The sequence below is a fragment of the Methylocaldum sp. GT1TLB genome, assembly GCF_051027445.1.
GTDB lineage: Bacteria > Pseudomonadota > Gammaproteobacteria > Methylococcales > Methylococcaceae > Methylocaldum.
Genome location: NZ_CP194898.1, coordinates 598,332 through 619,828, shown reverse-complemented (window position 1 = coordinate 619,828; position 21,497 = coordinate 598,332). Strand labels below are relative to the sequence as shown.

Sequence of the window (21,497 nt, the reverse complement as noted above, 5' to 3'; positions counted from 1 at the left end):
TGTCGCTACTCCCGATCGCTCCCTCTTAATACGCCAAACTTATGCTAGTTTCGTTTGCTGCCGCTAGAGCATGCCGTTCGTCATACCGAACTTCTCCCCGCACTACTTTTCGCCGCATCGCGCTGTGGCTCCTCCTTTGCGCAGCGCTGATCGTACAGCTCTTCGGCTGTAGCAACCGCTCGGAAAACCAAGCGGCCGAGAGTCAAATGCCGCCGGTGAAAGTCAAAGTCGCCCAACCGCTACAAAAGGAAGTCTTGGAATGGGACGAGTACACCGGACGCATAGAAGCGATGGAAACCGTGGAAGTCCGTGCGAGAGTCGACGGCTATCTGGACAGAGTGAACTTCAAGGCTGGCGACAAGGTAAAAAAGGGCGATTTATTGTTTGTCATCGATCCGAGACCTTATCGGGCCGAGCTGAACCGGGCGGAGGGAGAACTCGAACGGGCCAAGGCTCGGCTCGAACTTGCCAAAAACGACTTGCAGCGGGCGGAGCATCTAAGACGGGCCAAGGCCATTTCCGAAGAAGAATACGACGCCCGCAGCAAGGGTCAGCGTGAAGCCATCGCCGCCGTTCGTGCGGCCGAGGCGGCTGCTCAGACAGCCAGGTTGAACCTGGAATTCACCGAGGTGCGAGCGCCTATCGGCGGGCGAATCGCACGCGAGCTTGTCACCCCGGGCAACTTGGTCAGCGGCGGCGGCGGCGGCGGGACTTTGCTGACGATCATTGTATCCATCGATCCGGTTTACGTTTATGTCGACGCAGACGAACGGGCGGTCCTTAAATACAGGCGCTTGGCCGAAGCCGGGAAACGGACGAGCGCTCGCGAAACTCGAATTCCAGCAAAATTGGCCCTGCTCGACGAGTCCGAATTTCCTCATCAGGGTTACATCGATTACATCGAGCCGCGCATGGATCCGAGCACCGGAACCTTGCGCGCCAGAGGCGTTTTCAGCAATCCCAATGAACTCCTGAGCCCCGGATTCTTCGCTCGGCTTCGCGTGCCCGGAAGCCCACCTTATCAAGGCCTTCTGGTTCCCGACAGAGCCATCGGCACCGATCAAGGCCAGAAGTTCGTCTGGATCGCGAAAGACGATGGCTCGACCGAATACCGTCGGATCGTACCGGGCACTGCCGCCGGCCAGATGCGGGTGATATCGGAAGGTTTGCAGCCTGGCGAGTGGGTAATCATCGAAGGCATTCAAAAAATACGTCCCGGCACCAAAATTGAGGCGGAGCGAGTCACGCTTTCAGAGACCGACGGTACTTAATCGGAGACACGGCGTCCGGCCATGACGAGATTTACTCACTTTTTCATCGACCGCCCTATCTTCGCGTCGGTTCTTTCGATTCTCATCGTTCTCGTCGGAGGGCTGGCGTCGCTTGCGCTGCCCATCGCCCAATACCCCGAGATCGCACCGCCCAACGTCGTCGTGCGCGCGACCTATCCGGGCGCCAATGCGAAAGTGCTGGCCGAAACGGTGGCGACTCCCATCGAACAGGAGGTCAACGGCGTCGAGGACATGCTGTACATGTCGTCCCAGTCCACCAACGACGGCGTGATGCAGTTGACCATCACGTTCAAACCGGGCACCGATCTCGACAAATCGCAGGTGCTGGTCCAGAACCGGGTGGCTTTGGCCGAGCCGAGGCTGCCGGAAGAAGTGCGCCGGCAAGGCATCACCGTGCGCAAACGCAGTCCGGACTTGAGCCTGGTGGTGAACCTGATTTCCCCCGACGGGCGCTACGACAGCGTGTATCTCAGCAATTACGCGCTGCTGCAAATCCGGGATGTGCTGGCTCGCCTGCCCGGCGTAGGCGACATCGTGCTGTTCGGCGGCCGCGAATACAGCATGCGGATTTGGCTGGACCCGGAAAAGGTAGCCGCCCGCAATCTGACGTCCACCGACGTGGTACAGGCTATACGCGAGCAGAACATCCAAGTGGCAGCCGGTGTCGTCGGGCAACCGCCTACGCCGGGAGGAATCGAATTTCAGCTTACCGTTACCACCATGGGCCGGCTGACGGACGAAAGCCAGTTCGGCGACATCATCATCAAGACCGGAAAAGACGGCCAGGTGACACGACTCAAGGACGTGGCACGGATCGAACTGGGGGCTAAAGATTACAGTTCGTCGCTCAACCTCGACGGGAAAGCAACGGTAGGCGTGGCTATTTTCCAACTGCCGGGATCCAACGCGATCGAGACCAAGAAAGCGGTGGTGGAAGCCATGGAGAAGCTCAAGCAGCGCTTTCCGGAGGGGCTCGATTACCTGCTCGTCTATGACACCGTGGTGTTCGTCACCCAATCCATCGCTGCCGTCGTAGAGACCCTCTTCGAAGCCATTCTGCTGGTCGTCGTCGTCGTACTGATATTCCTACAGAATTGGCGGGCCACCATCATCCCGCTCCTGGCGGTACCGGTGTCGCTCATCGGCACCTTCGCGGTCATGGCGGCCATGGGACTCTCGCTGAACACGCTTTCTTTGTTCGGACTGGTTCTCGCCATCGGTATCGTGGTAGACGACGCCATCGTCGTGGTCGAGAACGTCGAACGGAACATCGCACTCGGCCTCAGGGCACGGGAAGCGACCCGGCGCGCCATGGAAGAAGTCGTCGGTCCCATCATCGCAACCTCATTGGTGTTGGTTGCGGTCTTCGTGCCGACGGCCTTCATTACCGGCGTGTCCGGGGCTTTCTACAAGCAGTTCGCCCTGACCATTTCGGTGTCCACGGTCATTTCCACATTCAACTCGCTCACCTTGAGTCCGGCTCTCTGCGCCCTGCTTCTGGACCGGGCCCACGGTGACAAAGATTGGTTCACGCGCCTGTTCGACCGGCTCTTCGGCTGGTTTTTCCGCGGCTTCAACCGGATTTTCGGTGCCTTCAGCGAGGCCTATTCACGTCTGGTCGGCCGACTGATCCGCATCACAAGTGTGGTTCTGGTGCTCTATGTCGTGCTCAACGGACTCAATTTTCTGGCTTTCTCCAAGGTGCCGACCGGGTTCATCCCTCAACAGGATCAAGGCTATCTCATTCTGTACGCACAGCTCCCCGATGCCGCCTCGCTGGAACGTACCGACGCGGTGATCAAGCGCGCCACGGACATCATCCTGAAAACCGAGGGCATCTCGCATGTCAACGCATACGCTGGATATTCGGTGCTGGCCGGAGCCAGCCAGTCCAACGCCGGCACCATGTTCGCCCGTCTCGCCCCGTTCGACGACCGCGCCGGCCATCCGGAACTTTCCGCGGAAGCGATCATAAACAAGCTGCGCCAGAATCTCTCGGGGATAGAGGACGCTCATATCGCGGTGTTCTCGCCTCCGCCGGTTCGCGGCCTCAGTTCGGTGGGCGGCTTCAAGCTGCAAATCCAGGACCGCGCCAACGTCGGCCCGGACGAATTGCAACGTATCGCGAGCGAAGTCGTTGCCAAGGGCAACCAGCAACCCGGATTGGTCGGCTTATTTACGACATTCCGGTCCAGCGTGCCGCAAGTCTACGTGGACGTAAACCGGACTCAGGCCAAGTCGTATGATGTTCCTTTGGGCAGCGTCTTCGACACGCTCCAGATTTATCTCGGCTCGCTGTACGTCAACGATTTCAACCGGTTCGGCAGAACTTACCAGGTCACGGCGCAGGCCGATTCGCAGTTCAGACTGAGGCCTTCGGATATCGCCAATCTCAAGACCCGCAACCGGAACGGCGATATGGTTCCGCTGGGTACCCTGGTCGATATTCGCGAAACGGTGGGTCCGGACAAGGTGGCGCACTACAACATGTATCCGTCGGCGGAAATCAACGGCAGCACCTTGCCCGGCGTCAGTTCGGGCCAAGCCATCACCTTGATGGAAAAGGTGGTGAATCAAGAGCTCCCGCTCACCATGGGCTACGAATGGACCGAACTCAGCCTTCAGCAGATTCTCGCGGGCAATACCGCCATGATCATATTTCCGCTGAGCGTGATCTTCGTGTTTCTTGCCCTGGCTGCGCAGTACGAGAGCTGGTCGTTGCCCTTCGCCGTCATTCTCATCGTGCCCATGTGCCTCTTGAGCTCTATGGCCGGCGTATCGCTCCGCGGCATGGACAACAATATCTTCACTCAGGTTGGCTTTATCGTTCTGGTCGGATTGGCCAGCAAGAATGCGATCCTGATCGTCGAGTTCGCCCGTAATCTTCAAGATAAGGGCAGGGACCGCTATCAAGCCGCCATCGAAGCCGCGCGCCTCCGCCTTCGGCCCATTTTGATGACCTCCTTCGCCTTCATTCTCGGCGTATTCCCGCTGGTCATTTCCAGCGGCGCCGGTGCCGAATCACGGCGGATACTCGGCACCGCCGTCTTCAGCGGCATGCTGGGAGTCACGTTCTTCGGTCTGTTGCTGACTCCAGTGTTCTATGTCGTCATGCGGAGACTGGTCGAGCGCCGTCAGCGGCCATCGCCCGAACCTACCGATACCAAGACTCACTCCACGCCGAATAACAGTCCCTAATTTCGCAAAAAAAATATGTCTATACCTTGCTCTTCCGTCCAGTCCGAGCGATTTGAAAGGCGCGATCGTTTTTCGGGCGCGTCCGCGCGCAATGTCGTCCCGATCATGGTCGCTGCGCTTCTTTCCGCCTGCGCAGTCGGCCCCGACTACACGAAACCGGACGCGGCGCCCGGAGCGCAGTTCGCCAACGCCGTGCTTCCCGAGTTCAAACGCGACGGCATCGAAGTGGCTTGGTGGAAGCAGTTCGACGATCCGCTGCTGTCGGAGTTGATAGACCGGGCGGTGAGCAACAACCGTGATCTGAAGGCGGCAGAGGCGAATCTCCGCGTTGCGCGCGCCCTTTACCTGGAAGCCGGGCTGGATCTCTTGCCGACCATTACGAGCCACGCCAATTACACGACGCAAAAGCGAAGTTTCGACGCCATGAACCGCCGGACCTTCGCGCCGCGCGAGCTCGAGCTCTTCAATGTCGGTTTCGACGCTTTTTGGGAAGTGGACTTCTTCGGCAGGATACGGCGTAGCGTCGAGGCGCGTGATGCCGAGGTGGATGCCGCGGAGGCCGATCTGCGCGACCTGCTGGTCAGCGTCATTTCGGAGGTAGCGCTTAACTACTTCGAGTTGCGCGGTCTGCAGAATCAACTGGACGTCGCTCAAAAAAACGCCGACAACCAGGCCGCGACCTTGGAATTGACTCAAGCCAGACTGGAAGCCGGACGCGGCACGGAGCTGGACACCTCGCGAGCCAAGGCTCAACTGGACTCCACGCTGGCAACGATTCCGCCGATTCAAACCCGGATTCGCGAAAACATCCATCGCCTCGGCGTGCTGATCGGCCAGCTTCCTGACACGCTCTCCGCGCGCCTGTCAGAACCGGCCCCGATGCCCAAGATTCCGGAAACGATCCATATCGGGGCGCCGGCCGATCTGATGCGCCGCCGCCCCGATATTCGCGTTGCCGAACGCAATTTGGCCGCGGCTACCGCCCGGATCGGCGTCGCTACGGCCGATCTTTTTCCACGAGTGACCTTCAACGGCACGATCGCCTTGGAATCCCGAACTCTGTCGGGCCTCGGCGCGTCCGGTACGGAGGCTTTCTCGGCGGGGCCACGGATTTCGTGGGCGTTCCTGGATCTCGGGCGCGTCCGTGCCCGCATCAGGGCGGCGGACGCCAGCGCGGATGCCACCCTCGCAAATTATGAGCAAACCGTACTCACGGCGCTCGAGGAAACCGAAAATGCATTGGTGAGTTACAATCGGCAGCGCGCCCGCCGCGGGCTGCTGGCTTCGGCCGCGACCTCCAGCGAGCGCGCTCATCAGCTCGCGCATCTTCGTTTCGAGGACGGCATTACGGATTTCCTCACCGTGCTGGACGCCGAACGCCGCTTGCTCTTGGATCAGGAACTGCTGGCCCAAAGCCAGACCGCCACTGCAACCAGTCTGATCGCAGTCTATAAGGCGCTCGGCGGCGGATGGGAAGTTTACGAGTCCGGCCGGAATGCCGTCGCGGCGGTTCCAGCCTCGGCGCGATAGCGTTCCATGGTCCATCTCATATCGCTGCCGCCGTGAATCCGTCGCGGCATTCACGGCAAAACAGACATGTGACTTTCTATGAACGACGAACTACTTTATGAAGTCGACGAGCACGATCGCGTTGTCGGCCCGCGTGTGCGCGGCGAAGTCCATGAGCTCGGACTGCGGCATCGGGCCGTGCACATCCTGGTTTTCAACGATCTCGAGGAAATACTTCTGCAAAAGCGTTCGCGGACCAAGGACATCAATCCCGGACTCTGGGACACGTCCGCCGCCGGGCACGTCGACTGGGGCGAAAGCTACGATGACTGCGCGATGCGGGAATTGGGCGAAGAGCTCGGAATCGCGAGCCGCTCGCCTCTTCGATTCTTGTTCAAGCTGCCCGCCTCAGCGCAAACCGGATGGGAATTCATTCAGGTTTATCGGGTCGTTCATTCCGGCGCTCTGCAACCAGATCCCAGCGAAATAGACGAGTGCCGATGGTTCGGCATGAACGAGCTGGATGCGTGGGTCAGCAATTCCGGAATCGAATTGACTTCGTCGTTCCGGCTGATCTGGCAAACCTACCGCAATCCGGAGACCGCAGGTTAACGGTTTTCAGTGGTAGGTCGGCAATCCTTTGCCGACGAAGGTGTCGGCAAAGGATTGCCGACCTACTAGCGCTACGCCAAACCGGAAAATGCTCTAATGGTTTTCAGTTCTGATCCAGCCACGCCCGAAGCTTTACGAGCGCCAGTCTGGTCGAGTTGAATGCCAATTCTTCGGGCTCGATTTCGTCAGGCGATACCAGCCGATAATCCGCTACATCGTCCGCTGCCCTGAGCGTGTCGATCTGCGGCGCATCGCAAAGGAAAAACATATCCGTTACTTTGTAAAGTACGCCGCCGTATAGGTAATCATTCGGCGCGCTGGCGAGATAGCGGTAATTGGTCGTTTGGATGTTCAACTCTTCTCCGATTTCTCGCTGCAACGCTTCTTCCACGGTTTCGTTGAATTCGATGAACCCGCCGGGAAGGTCCAGCTTGCCTTTCGCCGGGTCCTTGGCACGCACGCATAGAATGAGCTGATCCTGGTGAAAAACGAACGCGCCCGCAGCCGTGCACGTGTTGAAGAAGTACAAGAACCCGCAGCGGCCGCATCTTATCGCGCGCTGCTCCTGAACGCTCAAATGCTCACCGCCGCACCGGGGACAAAACCGAAAGGCGTCGTACGGTCCGGGGCCTGGGTCGAAGTCACCGAATGACAAATCCTCAGAACTCTGTAGTTTCATAATCTTATCGAAATTGAACGATACTCAGTTTGCCTTTCCGCGACAAATAGCGGACTAAATTAGAGATTTGGCACCAAGCGGGCGATTTTTCCGTCGTCGGTCGAAAAATAAAGAAACCCTTCCGGTCCCGTTCTTACATGGCGAAAGTTAACGCCAAGGTCATTCAGCAGTTCCTCCTGCTTCACGACCTTATTGTTGTCGTCTATCACCAGTCGGCGAAGGTGCTGACCGCTCAGATTGGCTACGAACAGATTGCCCTTCCATCTCGGGAAGGCGTCGCCGAAATAGAAAGCGATTCCGGACGGGGAAATGGACGGCACATAATACGCCACAGGCTGTTCCATACCGGCTTTTTCGGTGCCTTCGCCGATTTTCGGTCCCCAATACTCGCGTCCATACGTGATTACGGGCCAGCCGTAGTTCGCTCCCGGACGGATCAAATTGATTTCGTCGCCGCCGCGCGGACCGAACTCGCTCTCCCATAACTCGCCGGTAATCGGATGCTTCACCAGGCCTTGCGGATTGCGGTGACCGTAGCTCCAAATCTCCGGCTTGGCGTCGGGATTATTCGCGAACGGATTGTCGACGGGCGCGCTGCCGTCCTCGTTCAGACGCAGGATCTTGCCGTTGTGGTAGCGCAAGTCTTGCGCATTATGCCGCTCGTTGCGATCGCCAACCGAGATGAAGAGCTTGCCGGCCCCATCGAACTCGATGCGGGAGCCGAAGTGAATGTTATTTCCATTCGGCTCGAAGGCACTGAAAAGCTTCCGGTAATCCTTCAGCTCCGTTCCTTCCAGCCGGCCGCGGCCTAGGGCCGTGGTCATTCCGTGGGTCGCTTTTTCCGAATAGGTCAGATAAATCCAGCCGTTCTTGTCGAACTCGGGATGAACCCTCACGTCCAGCAGTCCGCCTTGTCCGGCCTGAACCACGGCCGGCGCCCCCTGAACGGTTTGCACCGATCTGGTACTCGGATCGAGGATGCGCAGCTGTCCGTCTCGTTCCGTGAATACGATCCGTCCGTCGGGCAAAAAATCGAAACCCCAGACCACGTCTTCCTGTTGGGCGATGACTTCCACTGAAAACGGTTGCCCTTCGGACTCATACGCGCCTCCGGAAGACCGAAAAGCAACGATTCCCATGGCAATAATCGCCAAAAGGAATCCTGCGCGAATTCCGATAGTCCTCATCTTGTCGGCTTCAAGTTTCACGACTCCTCCCTTGGAATTTCCGATCCAAACCGCCTGTCCGTCTCTTTCAATGGATTATGCTTTTCCCCGCCTTATATCCGGACCGACGAAACACCCTCCTTCGGATATAGCCTCAAGCAGCCAGTCGGTTCAAGTCAAATTCGCCGCCAGGTGGTACCGCCAGCCGTATCTTCCAGCACAATGCCCTGCTCCTTGAGTTCATTCCGAATGCGGTCGGCGGTGGCCCAGTCTTTGTTCTTGCGGGCGTCTAAGCGCTCTTGAATTTTTTGCTCGATGCGTTCGTCACTCCAAATAAGCATCGCATCGAGCTGAGCGCCAACGGTAACACCGAGCCTCACTGCTCCAACTCCCGATTTGAAAAACTCTTCTGGATCTGTCTGCAACAGGCCAAGAAGTCCACCGAGTTGCTTTAAGGTTCGCGCTAAAGTTTCCGCTTCCTCTACATTCGAATTCCGCCCCCGATTGATCTCACGCGCCAGATCAAACAGCACAGCAATCGCTTCCGGGGTATTGAAATCGTCGTTCATCGCCGCTTCGAAACGGGCGATGAAGTCCTTGCTCCTGCCCTCTCCCTCGGAAACCGGCAGATCGCAGCGGAGTCCGCGCAAGGCGGTATAAAGCCTCGTCAGCGCGGCATTGGCATCGTCGAGATTTTCATCGGAGTAATTGAGCGGACTGCGGTAGTGGCTATTGAGAATGAAGAACCGCACGACTTCGGGACGATACCGGGCCAGAACTTCGCGTACCGTAAAGAAATTGCCCAGGGACTTGGACATTTTCTCCTCGTTCACCCGCACGAATCCATTGTGCATCCACAGGTTCACGAACTTTTCGCCGGTTGCCCCTTCGGATTGCGCGATTTCGTTTTCATGGTGCGGGAACTGCAAATCCATGCCGCCGCCGTGGATGTCGAAATGATGCCCGAGACAACGGGTGGACATGGCGGAGCATTCGATGTGCCAGCCGGGACGTCCCCTGCCCCAAGGCGAATCCCAGGCCGGCTCTCCCGGCTTCGCCATTTTCCACAAAACGAAATCCAAGGGATCGCGCTTGGCGTCCTCGACCTCCACCCGCTCGCCGGCGCGGAGATCTTCGATGTTCTTGCCCGACAAACGGCCGTAACCCTCGAATTTGGACACGGCGTAGAAGACATCGCCGTTGTCGCCGACATAGGCATAGCCGCGGTCGATCAAGGCCTGAATCATGGCCAGCATGTCGTCTATGGATTGCGTCGCCCTCGGTTCGATATCGGGCGGAAGCACGCCCAGCGCCCGCTCGTCTTCGTGCATCGCATCGATGAACCTCGCGGTCAGCGCCGAAATGGGCTCGCCGTTTTCGTTGGCCCGCTTAATGATCTTGTCGTCGATATCCGTGATATTCCGGACATAAGTAACCTTAAACCCAAGATGCCGCAAATAGCGCACCACCATGTCGAATACCACCATGACGCGGGCATGCCCCAGATGGCAGTAGTCGTATACGGTCATGCCGCACACGTAGAGCCGGACCTTGCCCGGTTCGATGGGGGTAAAGACTTCCTTGCGGCCGGTCAGGCTATTGTGGATCTTCAGCATCATTCGGACTCGTAGGTGAATTCGGCCAAGCGGCGATGCAAGCGGTGCGGGTCCAGCAGGCGATAAATCGTTCCGAGCTCCGGTCCGTCCAGACGCCCGGTCAATGCGGCGCGTAGCGGCATGAAGAGGGCCTTGCCCTTCGCTCCGGTCTTGGCTTTCAGCTCGCGCATGAATATGTCGAACTCGGCCTGAGCCGCGTTAGCCGCATCGATGGCCGAGAGATAATAGGACTCTCCGGCTTGCTTCGCGGCTTCGGCGGCTTCCGGGTCGAGCTGCAATTCATCCGTAAACAGAATGCGCGCCCAGCGGTCGGCCTGCTCCGGGAAAACGCAGTTGCTGCGCACGATCTCGATGAACGCCACGAGATGCTCGTCGGGCACGATGGCGCCGGTCTCCTTGCGCATCCAGTTCTTGAGCGTCTCGTCATCCGCCGAGCGTACCGCCAGCTGCTGCCAGTGACTCAGATGGGCGACGTCGAACCGTGCCGGCGATTTGCCGAGGTGCGACAAATCGAAACGCGCCTTGAGCGCTTGGAAATCCATAATCTCATCGCTCTCATAGTGATGGCCCAGCCGGGCCAGCATGTTCAACAGGGCCGCCGGAAAATAGCCCTCTTCGCGCAATTGATTCAGGCTGCGGCTGCCGTTGCGCTTGGACAGCGGCGCTCCGTCGTCGCCCAAAATCAGCGAAATATGGGCATATTGGGGTATCGGCAGATCGAGCGCCGCAAGAATCAGCATTTGCCGGGGCGTATTGGCGAGATGGTCTTCGCCCCGGAGCACGTGCGTGACGCCCATCAGCGCATCGTCGATCGCGTTGCAGAAGAAAAACGCCGCACTCCCGTCGGCGCGGCGGATGATGAAGTCGCCGATATCGTCGGTCGCGAATTTCTGCGGCCCGCGAACGAGATCCTCGAATTCCACCGTTTCGTTCTTCGGTACTCGGAAGCGCAAGGTCGGCTGAAGTCCTTCCTCGAATTTGCGACTCACCTCCGCCGCGCTCAGGTGCGCACACTTGCCCGTGTAACGCGGCGGCTGCCCGGAGCTCAACTGAATCTTGCGGGAAATTTCCAGTTCCCTCGGCGAACAGAAGCAGAAATACGCTCTACCCTGTTGTTCCAGTTCCTCATAATACCGCTGATAAATGGCTCCGCGGCAGGATTGAAAGTATCGTTCATCCGGCTCGGCGGTTTCGGGACCTTCGTCCCAATTCAAACCCATCCAATGCAAATCGCTTATCAGTTCATCGACAAATTCGCTGCGGCTCCGCTCGCTATCGGTATCCTCGATGCGAAGCAGAAAACGATCTCCAAATAACGCACTGAACAGCGCCGTGCGTGCGTTACCGAGGTGCATGAGTCCGGTCGGGCTGGGAGCGAAGCGGGTTTTGGTCGATGTCATATTGAGCGCAAATTGGGGGATTATATTCGGCAAGATTCTTGCGAATAGGACAATTTAGAGCAAGGCCGAACCCGCCGCAACCCCGCAAAAGCTCCGGCTGCGGCGCCTTGCCGGTCAGTTGCGGCCTAGATGACATTTCAATCAAGCGACCATTTGCATGAATATCGCATGTTAAGCTTACCTCCTCTGAAATTTTCATTTATAGTGTCGACCCAAAACAACTAACCGTTCCTGGCACGCGGCTGATCGAACCACAAGACCCGGCCCTCAGCCAGCCAAAACGAGCGTTTGATCATGTATATCCTCAGTCAGATCCTTTGGACACCGGTCGTCGGTGCATTAGCCATTTTGGCTCTGCCGGCGCAGCAAATCCGCTCCATTCGGGCTACCGCGATAACCTCGTCGGTGGTCGTACTGATGTTGACCGTTTGGCTTTTGTTTCATTTCGATACGTCTTCATCGGCGATTCAATTTCCGGAAAGCCTGCCCTGGAACGCCGAACTGGGGAGTTACTACGCTCTCGGCGTCGATGGTTTTTCCCTGCCCATGGTCGTGTTGTCGGCTCTGCTCTGTCTTGTGGCGATGCTGGCCTCGGAAAGCGTGAATACGCGAGTCAAGGGATATCATTTCTGGCTTCTCGCCCTCGAATTCGGGATGATCGGCGTCTTTCTTGCTCAGGATTGGGCTTTGTTCTACGTATTTTGGGAACTGACGCTGATACCGCTCTTTTTTCTCATCGACCAATGGGGCGGCAAGCGCAAACATACGGCGAGCCTCAATTTCGTCCTGTACACGATGGGCGGATCGGTGTTCATGCTGGTCAGCCTATTAATGATTTTCACCGCATCGTCCGAACACTCCACCACGATGGAATCCATGCTGGCTACCGCGCGGAGCCTGCCCCGGGAGCAGCAGATCTGGATTTTTCTGGGGTTCTTGATCGGCTTCGGCGTAAAAATGCCGGTTTTCCCCATCCACGGCTGGTTGCCGCTCGCCCACGTTGAAGCGCCGAGTCCGGTGAGCATTCTACTGTCGGGTGCGCTTCTCAAGATGGGCGCCTATGGCTTGCTCAAAGCGACCGGCATGCTGCCTGAGGCCGCTTCGGCGCTTCAATCCGTGCTGGCCGGCATCGCCTTGGTCAGCATCGTCTACGGCGCCTTGCTGGCGTGGCGGCAAACCGATCTCAAGGCGATGATCGCCTATTCGTCAATCAGTCACATGGGCGTCGTGCTGCTCGGCATAGCGGCGCTCAATGAAGCCGGATTGCTGGGAGCCGTCTTGCAGATGACCGCCCATGGCCTCATTGCCGGGGCGCTGTTTCTCTTGATCGGACTGTTGTACGAACGCACTCACACCCGGGAAATTTCGGACTACAGCTCACTGGTCCAAGTGACTCCACGCTTCGCCTTCTTCACCACCCTAGCGCTTCTCGCGTCCATGGGACTGCCCGGCTCGGCCGGATTCGTGGCGGAACTTCACGCCATCATCGGGGGCTTTCAGAGTTTCGGCTGGGTCATGGTGTTTGCGAGTCTAGGGGTACTCATCGGCGCATCCTACGCCATCCGAACCGCCGCCCGGTTGTTCACCGGTCCGATGCGCCCGGAAATGCAGAATGTCCGCGATCTGCACAGCCACGAACTGATAGCGGCGGGAACGTTGGCGGTCGGCATCATGGCTCTGGGGCTCGTGCCGGGCCCCATCGTGGAGCTGATGAACGCTTCCGTCAATGAACTCAGCATGATCTTCAGCCACAAGAACTTCTAAGGAGGCCAGCGTGCTATCGCCCCAATCGAAAGGTTCGAAGCCCGACGTTCGCCGGCGGCTGCAAGAAGCGGTCTGCCACCTCGATCATGTGTTGCCGGGACAAGCGCCTATTCTGAATTTCGTGCACCACAATACGCTGCACGGTTATCAGCATCTTCCGTTTCAAGAGGCCCTGGAATCCGTCGAGCGACTGACCGGCGTCCGAGGCTATCTGCCCGAGGAAGAGTTCCGGAAGTTCTATGCCCAAGGCCGCATTCTCGATGAAGATCTCGCTGCCGCCTTTGCCGAAATGCCGGAACTTGGAGGCGAAGAGGCACTGCTGCGAATCGGCGATCGAGAGATTCTGCGCCGCGACGTCTATCGCATCGCCATGGTTTATGGCGTGGACGCGGTAACGCCGAGCCAATTGAACTGGCAAATCGAAGAAATGGCGGCGCTCGACCGGTTTCAAAGCGATATTCCCCCCGAGGCGCGCCATCGCCTCATGGACTCCGTCAAGCGAATAACGGGAAATGCAGAGGCGCTCCAGGAAGCCGGCTTGATCCGCGACTTGTGGGATGCCGGACTGACGGTCCTCGGACTGGAGCAGGCAGCCCTGCACCCCGAAGATCTGACCGATCTAACCGTTCGGCAAGCGGAGAACTTATTGAATCACACCAACCGGTCGTCGAACGATGCGGCGGCAAGCACTACCCTTGCCCGCCAAAAGATGAGAACAGAGGCTCGCGCACTCACGGAATCCGCCTTCGCCGACGTCGGCCGCGGCATCTCATTGCGCGGACTGCTCGCCGCGTTGACGGGCCGGGACGTGCTCGACATCGTCCGTCCGATACTGATCCGCTTCAGCGCCTCCCATTTGGACGAAGGACTGGCCGCCTGGCATGCAGCCGATCGCCGGGAAGGACTGTACTCGGCATGGCGCCGTTCGGCGTCCTACGATCTATCGCTGGGTCTCTGCGATTTTCCGGATTGGCGGGAAACCGTGTCGGCTTTACCGGAACAGGCGGTCGACGCCGTGCATGCCGAACTGATTCGGATCGGACTCCCGGAGAATCGCTGGGAAACCTATTTGGAACGGCTCGCCCTGGAACTCCCCGGCTGGTCGGGCATCATCAATTGGCGGCAGCACCATCCCGATTACGAGGCCAACCGGGAAGCGCCCGCCTCGCTCATGGATTATCTGGCCATCCGACTGGTTCTGGACCGTTTGGCAATCGAAGGACTATGCCGCGAAATCTGGGGCATAGCCGGCACCTTGCCGTCGCTGCGCGCCTATTTCGAACGGAATCCGTCCGAATTCCTGGTGCGTCATGCTCTGTGCCAGGGCCGTCTGCCCGAGTATCTGGCGGACTGCGCGCAGCAGTTGGTAGCCGAATCCAGCCCGGGAAACTACGATCGAGAGCGCTGGTGGTCGGTAGCGGATATGATTTCTACCTGGAAGCACAGCGCGCTAGCGGAAAAAACTCAACGGCTGACCATCTACAACAGCGGCTGGCGCTTGTTCCGTCTGGCTCAGCATTTGGGCCTCTCGAGCCATGACGTTCGCGCCCTGTCTTTGCAGACCTGTGAAGTCCTCCTCGCCGCGCTGGACGATTTATCTCCGTCACAGCGCAGTTATCTTTGGCTTTCCGCCTATGAGCGGCGTTATCGAGAGGAACTGTTCAATGCCCTCGCCAATAATCGTGGCCGGGGCCGCTGGGCGAAGCGTGACGATCGCCCGGACGCCCAAGTGGTCTTCTGTATCGACGACCGCGAGGAAGGCATTCGACGCCACCTAGAGGAATTGAACCCGCGCATCGAAACCTTGGGCGCCGCCGGCTTTTTCGGTGTGCCGATCAACTGGCGCGCTCTCGACGATGACAAGGTCACGCCGCTCTGTCCCGTGGTCGTCACGCCGGCACACGAGGTGCGCGAAGTCCCCCGCCAGGGCCAGGACGATTTGTGCACCAAACATGATCGGCGCCGAGCCCTTCGTCATCGAATCGGCGCGATATTCAACCAGGAAATCCGCCGGAATCTCGTTTCTTCTCAGTTTTTGATCGGCCTGCTTTCGCCCGGCGTGTTTCTGGCGCTGATCGGCAAAGTGTTTTTCCCCGCCCGGCAAACCGCTCTTGCTCAACGAGCGGATGCCCTGCTCGTTCCCGAGGTAGCCACCGAATTATTTATTACCGCGGCAAGTGGTAGTGCTCCCGCGACCCCGGAAAATCCCCGCCTCGGCTTTACCGACTCGGAACAAGCCGATCGCGTTGCGGCATTTTTGCGCGCCACCGGTTTGACCTATGGCTTTGCTCCGCTGGTGGTCCTGATGGGACACGGATCGATCAGCCAAAACAATCCGCATCTCGCCGCTTACGACTGCGGTGCGTGCAGCGGACGCCACGGAGGACCCAATGCGCGCGCTTTTGCTGCCATGGCCAACCGACCGGAAGTGCGCGGGTTGCTCGCCGAAAAAGGTATAAGCATTCCGGCTGACACCTGGTTCGTCGGTGCGGAACACAATACCTGCAATGAAGACATCCTCTGGTTCGACCTGACGGATCTCCCTCCAGTCTCGCGCCTCGCATTCGGCAAGCTCAAGAACGATCTGGATGCCGCAAGGCGCCTCTCGGCCCATGAGCGTTGCCGGCGACTTGCCTCCGCTCCGCGCAATCCAACGCCTGACACGGCGCTCGCCCATATCGCCGAGCGTGCCACCGACTTTAGCCAAGCACGCCCTGAACTCGGGCATGCCACCAATGCCGCCGCCTTCGTCGGGAGGCGCTCTTTCAGTCAGGGAAGCTTTTTCGACCGCCGGGTATTTCTGATCTCTTACGATCCGACTCAGGACCCCCTCGGCAATGTTCTCGAAAGCGTATTGTTGGCGGTGGGCCCCGTTGGTGCCGGCATCAACCTCGAGTATTACTTTTCCACCGTGAACAACGAGCGTTTCGGCTGCGGCACAAAAGTGCCCCATAACGTCACCGGACTTTTCGGCGTTATGGAGGGTGCGGCCAGCGATCTTCGAACCGGGCTTCCCCGGCAGATGATCGAAATCCACGAGGCGATGCGGCTGCAAATCGTCGTGGAGCACAAAACGGAAGTTTTAACCGCGATTTACGAGCGTCAGCCCTCATTGCAGGAACTGATCGGGAACGGCTGGGTGCTTCTGTCCGCTATCGATCCGGATACCGGAGAAATTTCCATGTTCACGCCGGGCGCCGGTTTTGTGTCGTGGAATCGGGAGCTTCGTCCCTTGCCTATCGTCGAGCGTTCCCCCGACTGGTATGCCGGACACGCGGGACCACTGCCGCCGGCATTGATTCAACAAAAGTCTTCGGGGATTTCTTATGCTTGATTGGTTGGTAACACTGATCCCGGGATTGCCGATTTTAGCGGCCTTGACCATCGGCATTGGCATCATATCGGGATTTATCACTGGAGAAGCGGGAGAGCGCTCTACCGCAGCCATCGCAGTCGGCGCAACCCTAGTGTCTTTTGTCGTGTCGATCGCGGTCTTTTGGTGCCGTCACGTGGACCTCATCCCGGATCAGCTCGTTCTGGGCACCTGGCTGGCTAGTGGCGATTACCTCGTCAACGTCAGCTTTGCACTGACTAGTCTCGCCCTGGCATTGTCATCTCTGTTCGCATTGTTTTCGCTGATGGTTGCCAGATTTTCGGTGAATTACATGCACCGCGAAGCCGGCTTCCATCGTTTTTTTCTCGTCCTGTCTCTTTTCGCCGGCGCGATGCAGTTGCTGGTGTTGGCCGGCAACGCCGTTTTTACCTTTATCGGCTGGGAATTGGCCGGGGTGTGCTCTTATCTACTCATCGCGTACGCCTATGACCGGCCGGTCGCCTCCGCCAACGCAACCTACGCCTTCGTAACCAACCGGATCGGCGATGCCGGTTTCACCTTGGGGATTTTCTTGGCTTTCGCTTGGACCGGCGGCGTCGAATGGCCTCAGATTACCCGAGGTGCTGCGAGTCTCGATGGTCTCCAAGCCGGTCTGATGGCTATCTGCTTCCTGCTGGCGGCCGCCGCCAAGTCGGCCCAAGTGCCTCTGGCGCCCTGGGTCGCTCGCGCCATGGAAGGACCAACACCATCCAGTGCCATCTTTTACGGCGCCGTGATGATTCATGCGGGTGTTTTCTTGGTGTTGCGGCTGCAACCGGTCTTCGAAGCGGCACCCGCCGCCATGGGCATCATGGCGGCCATGGGTCTGGTGACGGCTCTTTATGGTTTCGCATGCGGATTGACGCAAACCGACGTCAAGTCCGCACTGATTTTCTCCACCACCGCACAGGTCGGCCTGATGTTTTTGGCTTGTGGCCTCGGCTGGTGGCAATTGGCGGCTTGGCATCTAGCTGCTCATACGATGTTACGCGGCTACCAGTTCCTGACCGCGCCGGCACTAATGCATCGTATTTTCGGTCAGCCGACCCGGCCCGTTCCGGAGTTCGCAGGTCGTTCTCGCTGGCTCTACACGGCCTCGTTACAGCGTTTTTGGCTTGAACATTTCGGCCATCAAGCCCTCGTCAAGCCAATAGCTCGCTTCGCCGCCGATTTGAACGTTTTCGACCGCCGTGTCGTGGAAGAAATCGTCGGACTGCCCGCGCCCGCCATGCGGGGACTGTCTGCGTTGGCCGAGCGGGAGGAACATCGGCTCGGCGCCGGTTATGGCGCCAATGAACGCCGGGTCGGCGGTGTGCTCGGAATCGTGACCGATCTTTTCGCTTCCGCATTCCACTGGTTCGAAGAGCGCCTGGTCTTACAAGGTTTGGGTATGGACCTCGTGACCCTGGGACGCCGTCTCGGCATGCGGTTCAACCGCCTGGAATCCATCCTGGCTCAACCGCGCTATCTGATTCTTTTCGTCCTTTTCACCCTGCTAGCAACTGTGTGAGAACCCTATGGTCGGTGAAATCAACTGGGCGACGCAATCCGCCTTTCCTATCCTCAGCACGATGATCTTTCTGCCGTTGATTGCAATGGGCGCCGCTTATTTCGCCCAGTCGCAGCAGCGTTCGTTTTTTATCGGGCTAGCCGGCTCCGGCCTCGAACTCGCTCTAACGGTTTATCTGTTGATAGCCTTCGATTCGAGCGCCACTCACTTGCAGTTCGCCGAAGACTTTGCGCTGCTGCCGTTCCTTCACTATCACCTAGGCGTCGATGGCCTCAGCATACTGTTCGTGTTCGTCACGTCGCTGTTGAGCTTTCTGTTAATGCTGTATGGGGAAATTACGCCGGAACGTCGGTCGCCAGGGCTGTACGTCGCCAGTCTGTTCGGTTTCCAGGCCGTGCTCACGGCGCTTTTCTTCACCGTCGATCTGCTCCAGTTTTGGTTACTGAGCTGTCTCGAACTCATACCGGTTTCGTTCATCCTGCTCCGGTGGAGTACCGCTTCCGCGGAAGCTCCCAAAACGACCCGGCTTTATACCCAATTCATGTCCACCGGCTTGCTGATGCTATTTCTCGGCATTTTGATCTTAGGGTGGAATCACGCCCGAGCCGCCGGTGAATGGACTTTCGCGCTCGGAAACCTGCTCGAAACGCCGGTTTCCCCTGCGGCCCAATCCGCGGCTTTCGTACTTCTCTTTTACGGCTTGGCCGTACGGATGGCGCAATTTCCTTTTCATGCCTGGTTGCCCCAGGTTTCTCAACATGGAACCCTGGCCACCATAGGCGTATTTGTGATCGGAGCGAAAGTCGGTATCTACGGATTATTGCGCTTCGTGCTGCCGCTATTGCCTGATGCGGTCCAAACCCTGAAGCCGGCTGTTATCGTTCTGGCGTTGGCAGGCATGTTCTACGGTGCGCTGATGGCACTGATGCAGTTGAATCTGAGGCGGCTCTTGGCCTTCGCGGCGGTCAGCCATACCGGCATGCTGGTGGTAGGCGTATTCTGCCTGAACTCGGAGGGGTTCGCGGGCAGCTTGCTGCTGTCGGTGAATTTCAGCATCGCGGCTAGCGGGCTGCTATTTGCCACCGGCTTGATGTTTCGTCGCGCCGGAAGCTCCCTGCTGCCACGTCTCGGAGGACTGTTCGATCTCATGCCGCTATTGGGTATCACGTTTTTGGTCTCCGCGTTGAGCACCATGGCGATGCCAGGGACTCCCGGTTTCGACGCTGCCCATCTTCTTCTGGAGGGATCAATCGAAGCTCATGACTGGGGAGTCACGATTGCCGTAGCCACAGGCAACGTCCTGGCCGCGGCATTTCTGTTATGGGCCTTCCAGCGCGCCTTCCTGGCCCAGCGCAAAAAATCGGCGTTACATCGCCAGAAAACCAGGCTCACCGTTCCCGAGGTGACGCTTAACGGCGTCGTCTGCGCCGTTTTGTTGGGTGTCGGTTTTTACACCGAGCCTTGGGTTCAGATGGTCAACGAATCCGTAAGTGAATTGGCTCAACGCTTCGAGCGTTTGGAACAGAAGAAACAGTGACTTTGAATTATTTAACCTAAAAACGGCAATTAACCGCTTCGATGCACCAGAAAAGCTCGTTGGATCTCAACTGCTATACCTCTTATCCGCTTCACCGCTTGGGTGAGGCCGCTACGCACTCGATTGCACGGCTATCGGGCCGCCTGACGGCGGCGTCGCGCCCTTTCGACGGGGCTCAGGACAGGCTTGCCGGCCGACCCGCCAACCGCACACTCGGATGCGTCCAACTGCCGTTTCCAGGTTTAATCGTCGGCTTACGCCGCCCGGAGACAAAGTGATGACCGCCGATTTTCCGATTCTGACCATTCTGATATTTCTTCCGCTGGCCGCGGCCGGTTTGTTGTTTTTTTTTCGAGATCCGGCATCCTCCCGTCGGTTCGGACTAGCGGTGTCTCTCGCGGAACTGCTCTTGTCCTTGTCCCTGCTCGGTCTTTTCGACTTCAGCTCGGCGAGAATGCAACTGATCGAGCGAGTCGTCTGGATACCGAGCCTCAACATTTCATACGTCGTCGGCCTTGACGGTCTGTCGATTCTGTTTCCGCTTCTCACGGCGCTTTTGACCTTTGCTGTGATCGCGGCGACCTGGACACAGGTCCAAACTCAGGTAAGGCTCTATCTCGCGCTCACACTCCTTCTGGAAAGCGCCACGCTGGGCGTGTTCTGCGCTCTCGATCTGGCACTGTTCTTTCTATTCTGGGAGCTTACGCTCATTCCCATCTTTTTCCTCGTGAGTTTGTGGGGAATCGGGCCGCAACGACGTTATGCCGCCAGCAAGTACACGCTTTTCATGCTGGCGGGCGGTGTTCCCCTGTTGTTCGGAATCATCCTCTTGGCGCTGAACCATGCCGAGCAAATGGGGAGCTCTGCGCCGCGCGGACTTTCCTTCGACTATCTGACGCTGCTCCACGTGCCGGTTTCCGAAGAGCTGCGCACCGCGGTGTTTCTGCTTCTATTCCTGGGCTTCGCCGTCAAAGCGCCTCTGTTTCCGTTTCACACCTGGCTGCCGACGGTTGCAATGGAAGGGCCTGCGGGCGTTTCGGCCCTGATTACCGGGCTCAAGCTCGGACTTTACGGCATGATGCGATTCGCCATTCCCTTGGTTCCCGATGCAGCCGGCGAATACATCTGGATCTTGACGGCCTTGGGCACCGTCGGGGTTTTGTACGGCGCGCTGATCGCACTGAAGCAAACCAATCTCCGCCGCTTGCTTGCCTACGCCAGCATCAGTCACGCGGGCTTCGTGGTCATCGGCCTTGCCACCTTGAACCCACAGGGGGTTCAGGGTGCCCTGTTTCAGTTGATCAACTTTGCGACCGTATCCGGCGGCATATTCCTGCTGGCCGGGTTTCTCCATCATCGCCTGGGCTCGACCGAACTTGCCAATTTGGGCGGGTTAGCCCGATCGATGCCTTTGCTCACGACCTTCTTCTTTCTTTTCGGAATCGCCGCGATGGGCGTGCCCGGCACCAATGGTTTCGCCGCGGAGCATCTGATCATTATCGGCGCATTCCAGGCTCACGTGGGTACCGGTCTCGCTGTGTTATTGGGAGTGATTCTAGGTGCGGCCTATTTCCTCGGCTTCTTTCAGCGGGCGTTCTGGGGGCCTGTTAAACTAACGGCTGTACGCACCGCTTCCGATTTGCGTCCGCGCGAATCGGGGCTGGCAATCCTGCTGATCGCCTTGATCCTCTTGGGAGGACTGGTGCCTAGCATGATTACGAGTACCAGCAGCACCGCTGTGACAGCGTGGGTTGCGCGGATCAATGCTGCAACCGGCCCTTCGGCATATGCCGACTTATCCGAAAAATTCCAAACAACAAGATCCAGTCCTTGAGTGAAAT

The 21,497-nt window shown here is 58.3% G+C and carries 13 protein-coding genes; 9 read left to right on the top strand and 4 right to left on the bottom strand.

The genetic code is table 11. The annotated features are described in order from the left end of the window. The first annotated feature begins 206 nt into the window (after positions 1-206). The 4 genes from ACR2R1_RS02640 to ACR2R1_RS02625 all read left to right on the top strand — a co-directional run bounded on the left by ACR2R1_RS02640 (position 207) and on the right by ACR2R1_RS02625 (position 6,611). On the top strand, positions 207-1,271 hold the full coding sequence (locus tag ACR2R1_RS02640; RefSeq protein WP_434101634.1) for an efflux RND transporter periplasmic adaptor subunit: 1,065 nt from the start codon (positions 207-209) through the stop codon (positions 1,269-1,271). A gap of 21 nt (positions 1,272-1,292) precedes the next feature. Further along, entirely contained in the window at positions 1,293-4,490 is a 3,198-nt protein-coding gene (locus ACR2R1_RS02635) for an efflux RND transporter permease subunit (RefSeq protein ID WP_434112547.1), read from the top strand. A 105-nt stretch (positions 4,491-4,595) separates the two neighbouring features. Beyond that, positions 4,596-6,020 (top strand): efflux transporter outer membrane subunit, encoded by a 1,425-nt coding sequence (locus tag ACR2R1_RS02630; RefSeq protein ID WP_133716222.1) that lies wholly within the window; start codon positions 4,596-4,598, stop codon positions 6,018-6,020. A 78-nt stretch (positions 6,021-6,098) separates the two neighbouring features. Continuing rightward, on the top strand, positions 6,099-6,611 hold the full coding sequence (locus ACR2R1_RS02625) for an NUDIX domain-containing protein (RefSeq protein ID WP_133715920.1): 513 nt from the start codon (positions 6,099-6,101) through the stop codon (positions 6,609-6,611). A gap of 103 nt (positions 6,612-6,714) precedes the next feature. On the opposite strand, the gene ACR2R1_RS02620 is transcribed toward ACR2R1_RS02625, so the two are convergent. The 4 genes from ACR2R1_RS02620 to gltX form a co-directional block, all read right to left on the bottom strand. Beyond that, a complete protein-coding gene (locus tag ACR2R1_RS02620) occupies positions 6,715-7,290 on the bottom strand; it encodes an NUDIX domain-containing protein (RefSeq protein WP_133715919.1) in 576 nt (191 codons plus the stop codon). Between the two features lie 59 nt (positions 7,291-7,349). Continuing rightward, positions 7,350-8,498 (bottom strand): PQQ-dependent sugar dehydrogenase, encoded by a 1,149-nt coding sequence (locus ACR2R1_RS02615; RefSeq protein ID WP_347259132.1) that lies wholly within the window; start codon positions 8,496-8,498, stop codon positions 7,350-7,352. A gap of 134 nt (positions 8,499-8,632) precedes the next feature. Further along, on the bottom strand, positions 8,633-10,072 hold the full coding sequence (cysS, locus tag ACR2R1_RS02610; RefSeq protein WP_347259133.1) for a cysteine--tRNA ligase: 1,440 nt from the start codon (positions 10,070-10,072) through the stop codon (positions 8,633-8,635). Beyond that, positions 10,072-11,472 carry a glutamate--tRNA ligase gene (gene gltX / locus ACR2R1_RS02605; protein WP_434112544.1) on the bottom strand — a complete coding sequence of 467 codons (1,401 nt, stop codon included), beginning with the start codon at positions 11,470-11,472 and terminating at the stop codon, positions 10,072-10,074. The genes cysS and gltX overlap by 1 nt, the downstream gene beginning before the upstream one ends. Before the next feature lie 294 nt (positions 11,473-11,766). Between gltX and ACR2R1_RS02600 the strand changes: the two genes are divergently transcribed. The 5 genes from ACR2R1_RS02600 (at position 11,767) to ACR2R1_RS02580 (ending at position 21,490) form a co-directional block, all read left to right on the top strand. Continuing rightward, on the top strand, positions 11,767-13,236 hold the full coding sequence (locus tag ACR2R1_RS02600; protein ID WP_077729630.1) for a complex I subunit 4 family protein: 1,470 nt from the start codon (positions 11,767-11,769) through the stop codon (positions 13,234-13,236). Positions 13,237-13,246: 10 nt separating this feature from the next. Beyond that, on the top strand, positions 13,247-16,570 hold the full coding sequence (locus tag ACR2R1_RS02595) for a DUF2309 domain-containing protein (protein WP_434112542.1): 3,324 nt from the start codon (positions 13,247-13,249) through the stop codon (positions 16,568-16,570). Further along, positions 16,563-18,119 (top strand): NADH-quinone oxidoreductase subunit 5 family protein, encoded by a 1,557-nt coding sequence (locus ACR2R1_RS02590; RefSeq protein WP_434112540.1) that lies wholly within the window; start codon positions 16,563-16,565, stop codon positions 18,117-18,119. Before ACR2R1_RS02595 ends, ACR2R1_RS02590 begins: the two co-directional genes overlap by 8 nt. A 7-nt stretch (positions 18,120-18,126) precedes the next feature. Further along, positions 18,127-19,656, top strand: a complete 1,530-nt coding sequence (locus tag ACR2R1_RS02585; protein WP_434112538.1) for a complex I subunit 4 family protein — start codon at positions 18,127-18,129, stop codon at positions 19,654-19,656. Between the two features lie 277 nt (positions 19,657-19,933). Further along, the gene (locus ACR2R1_RS02580) at positions 19,934-21,490 is read left to right on the top strand and encodes a complex I subunit 4 family protein (RefSeq protein WP_077729634.1); all 1,557 of its coding nucleotides are present in this window, start codon (positions 19,934-19,936) and stop codon (positions 21,488-21,490) included. Positions 21,491-21,497: the final 7 nt, after the last annotated feature.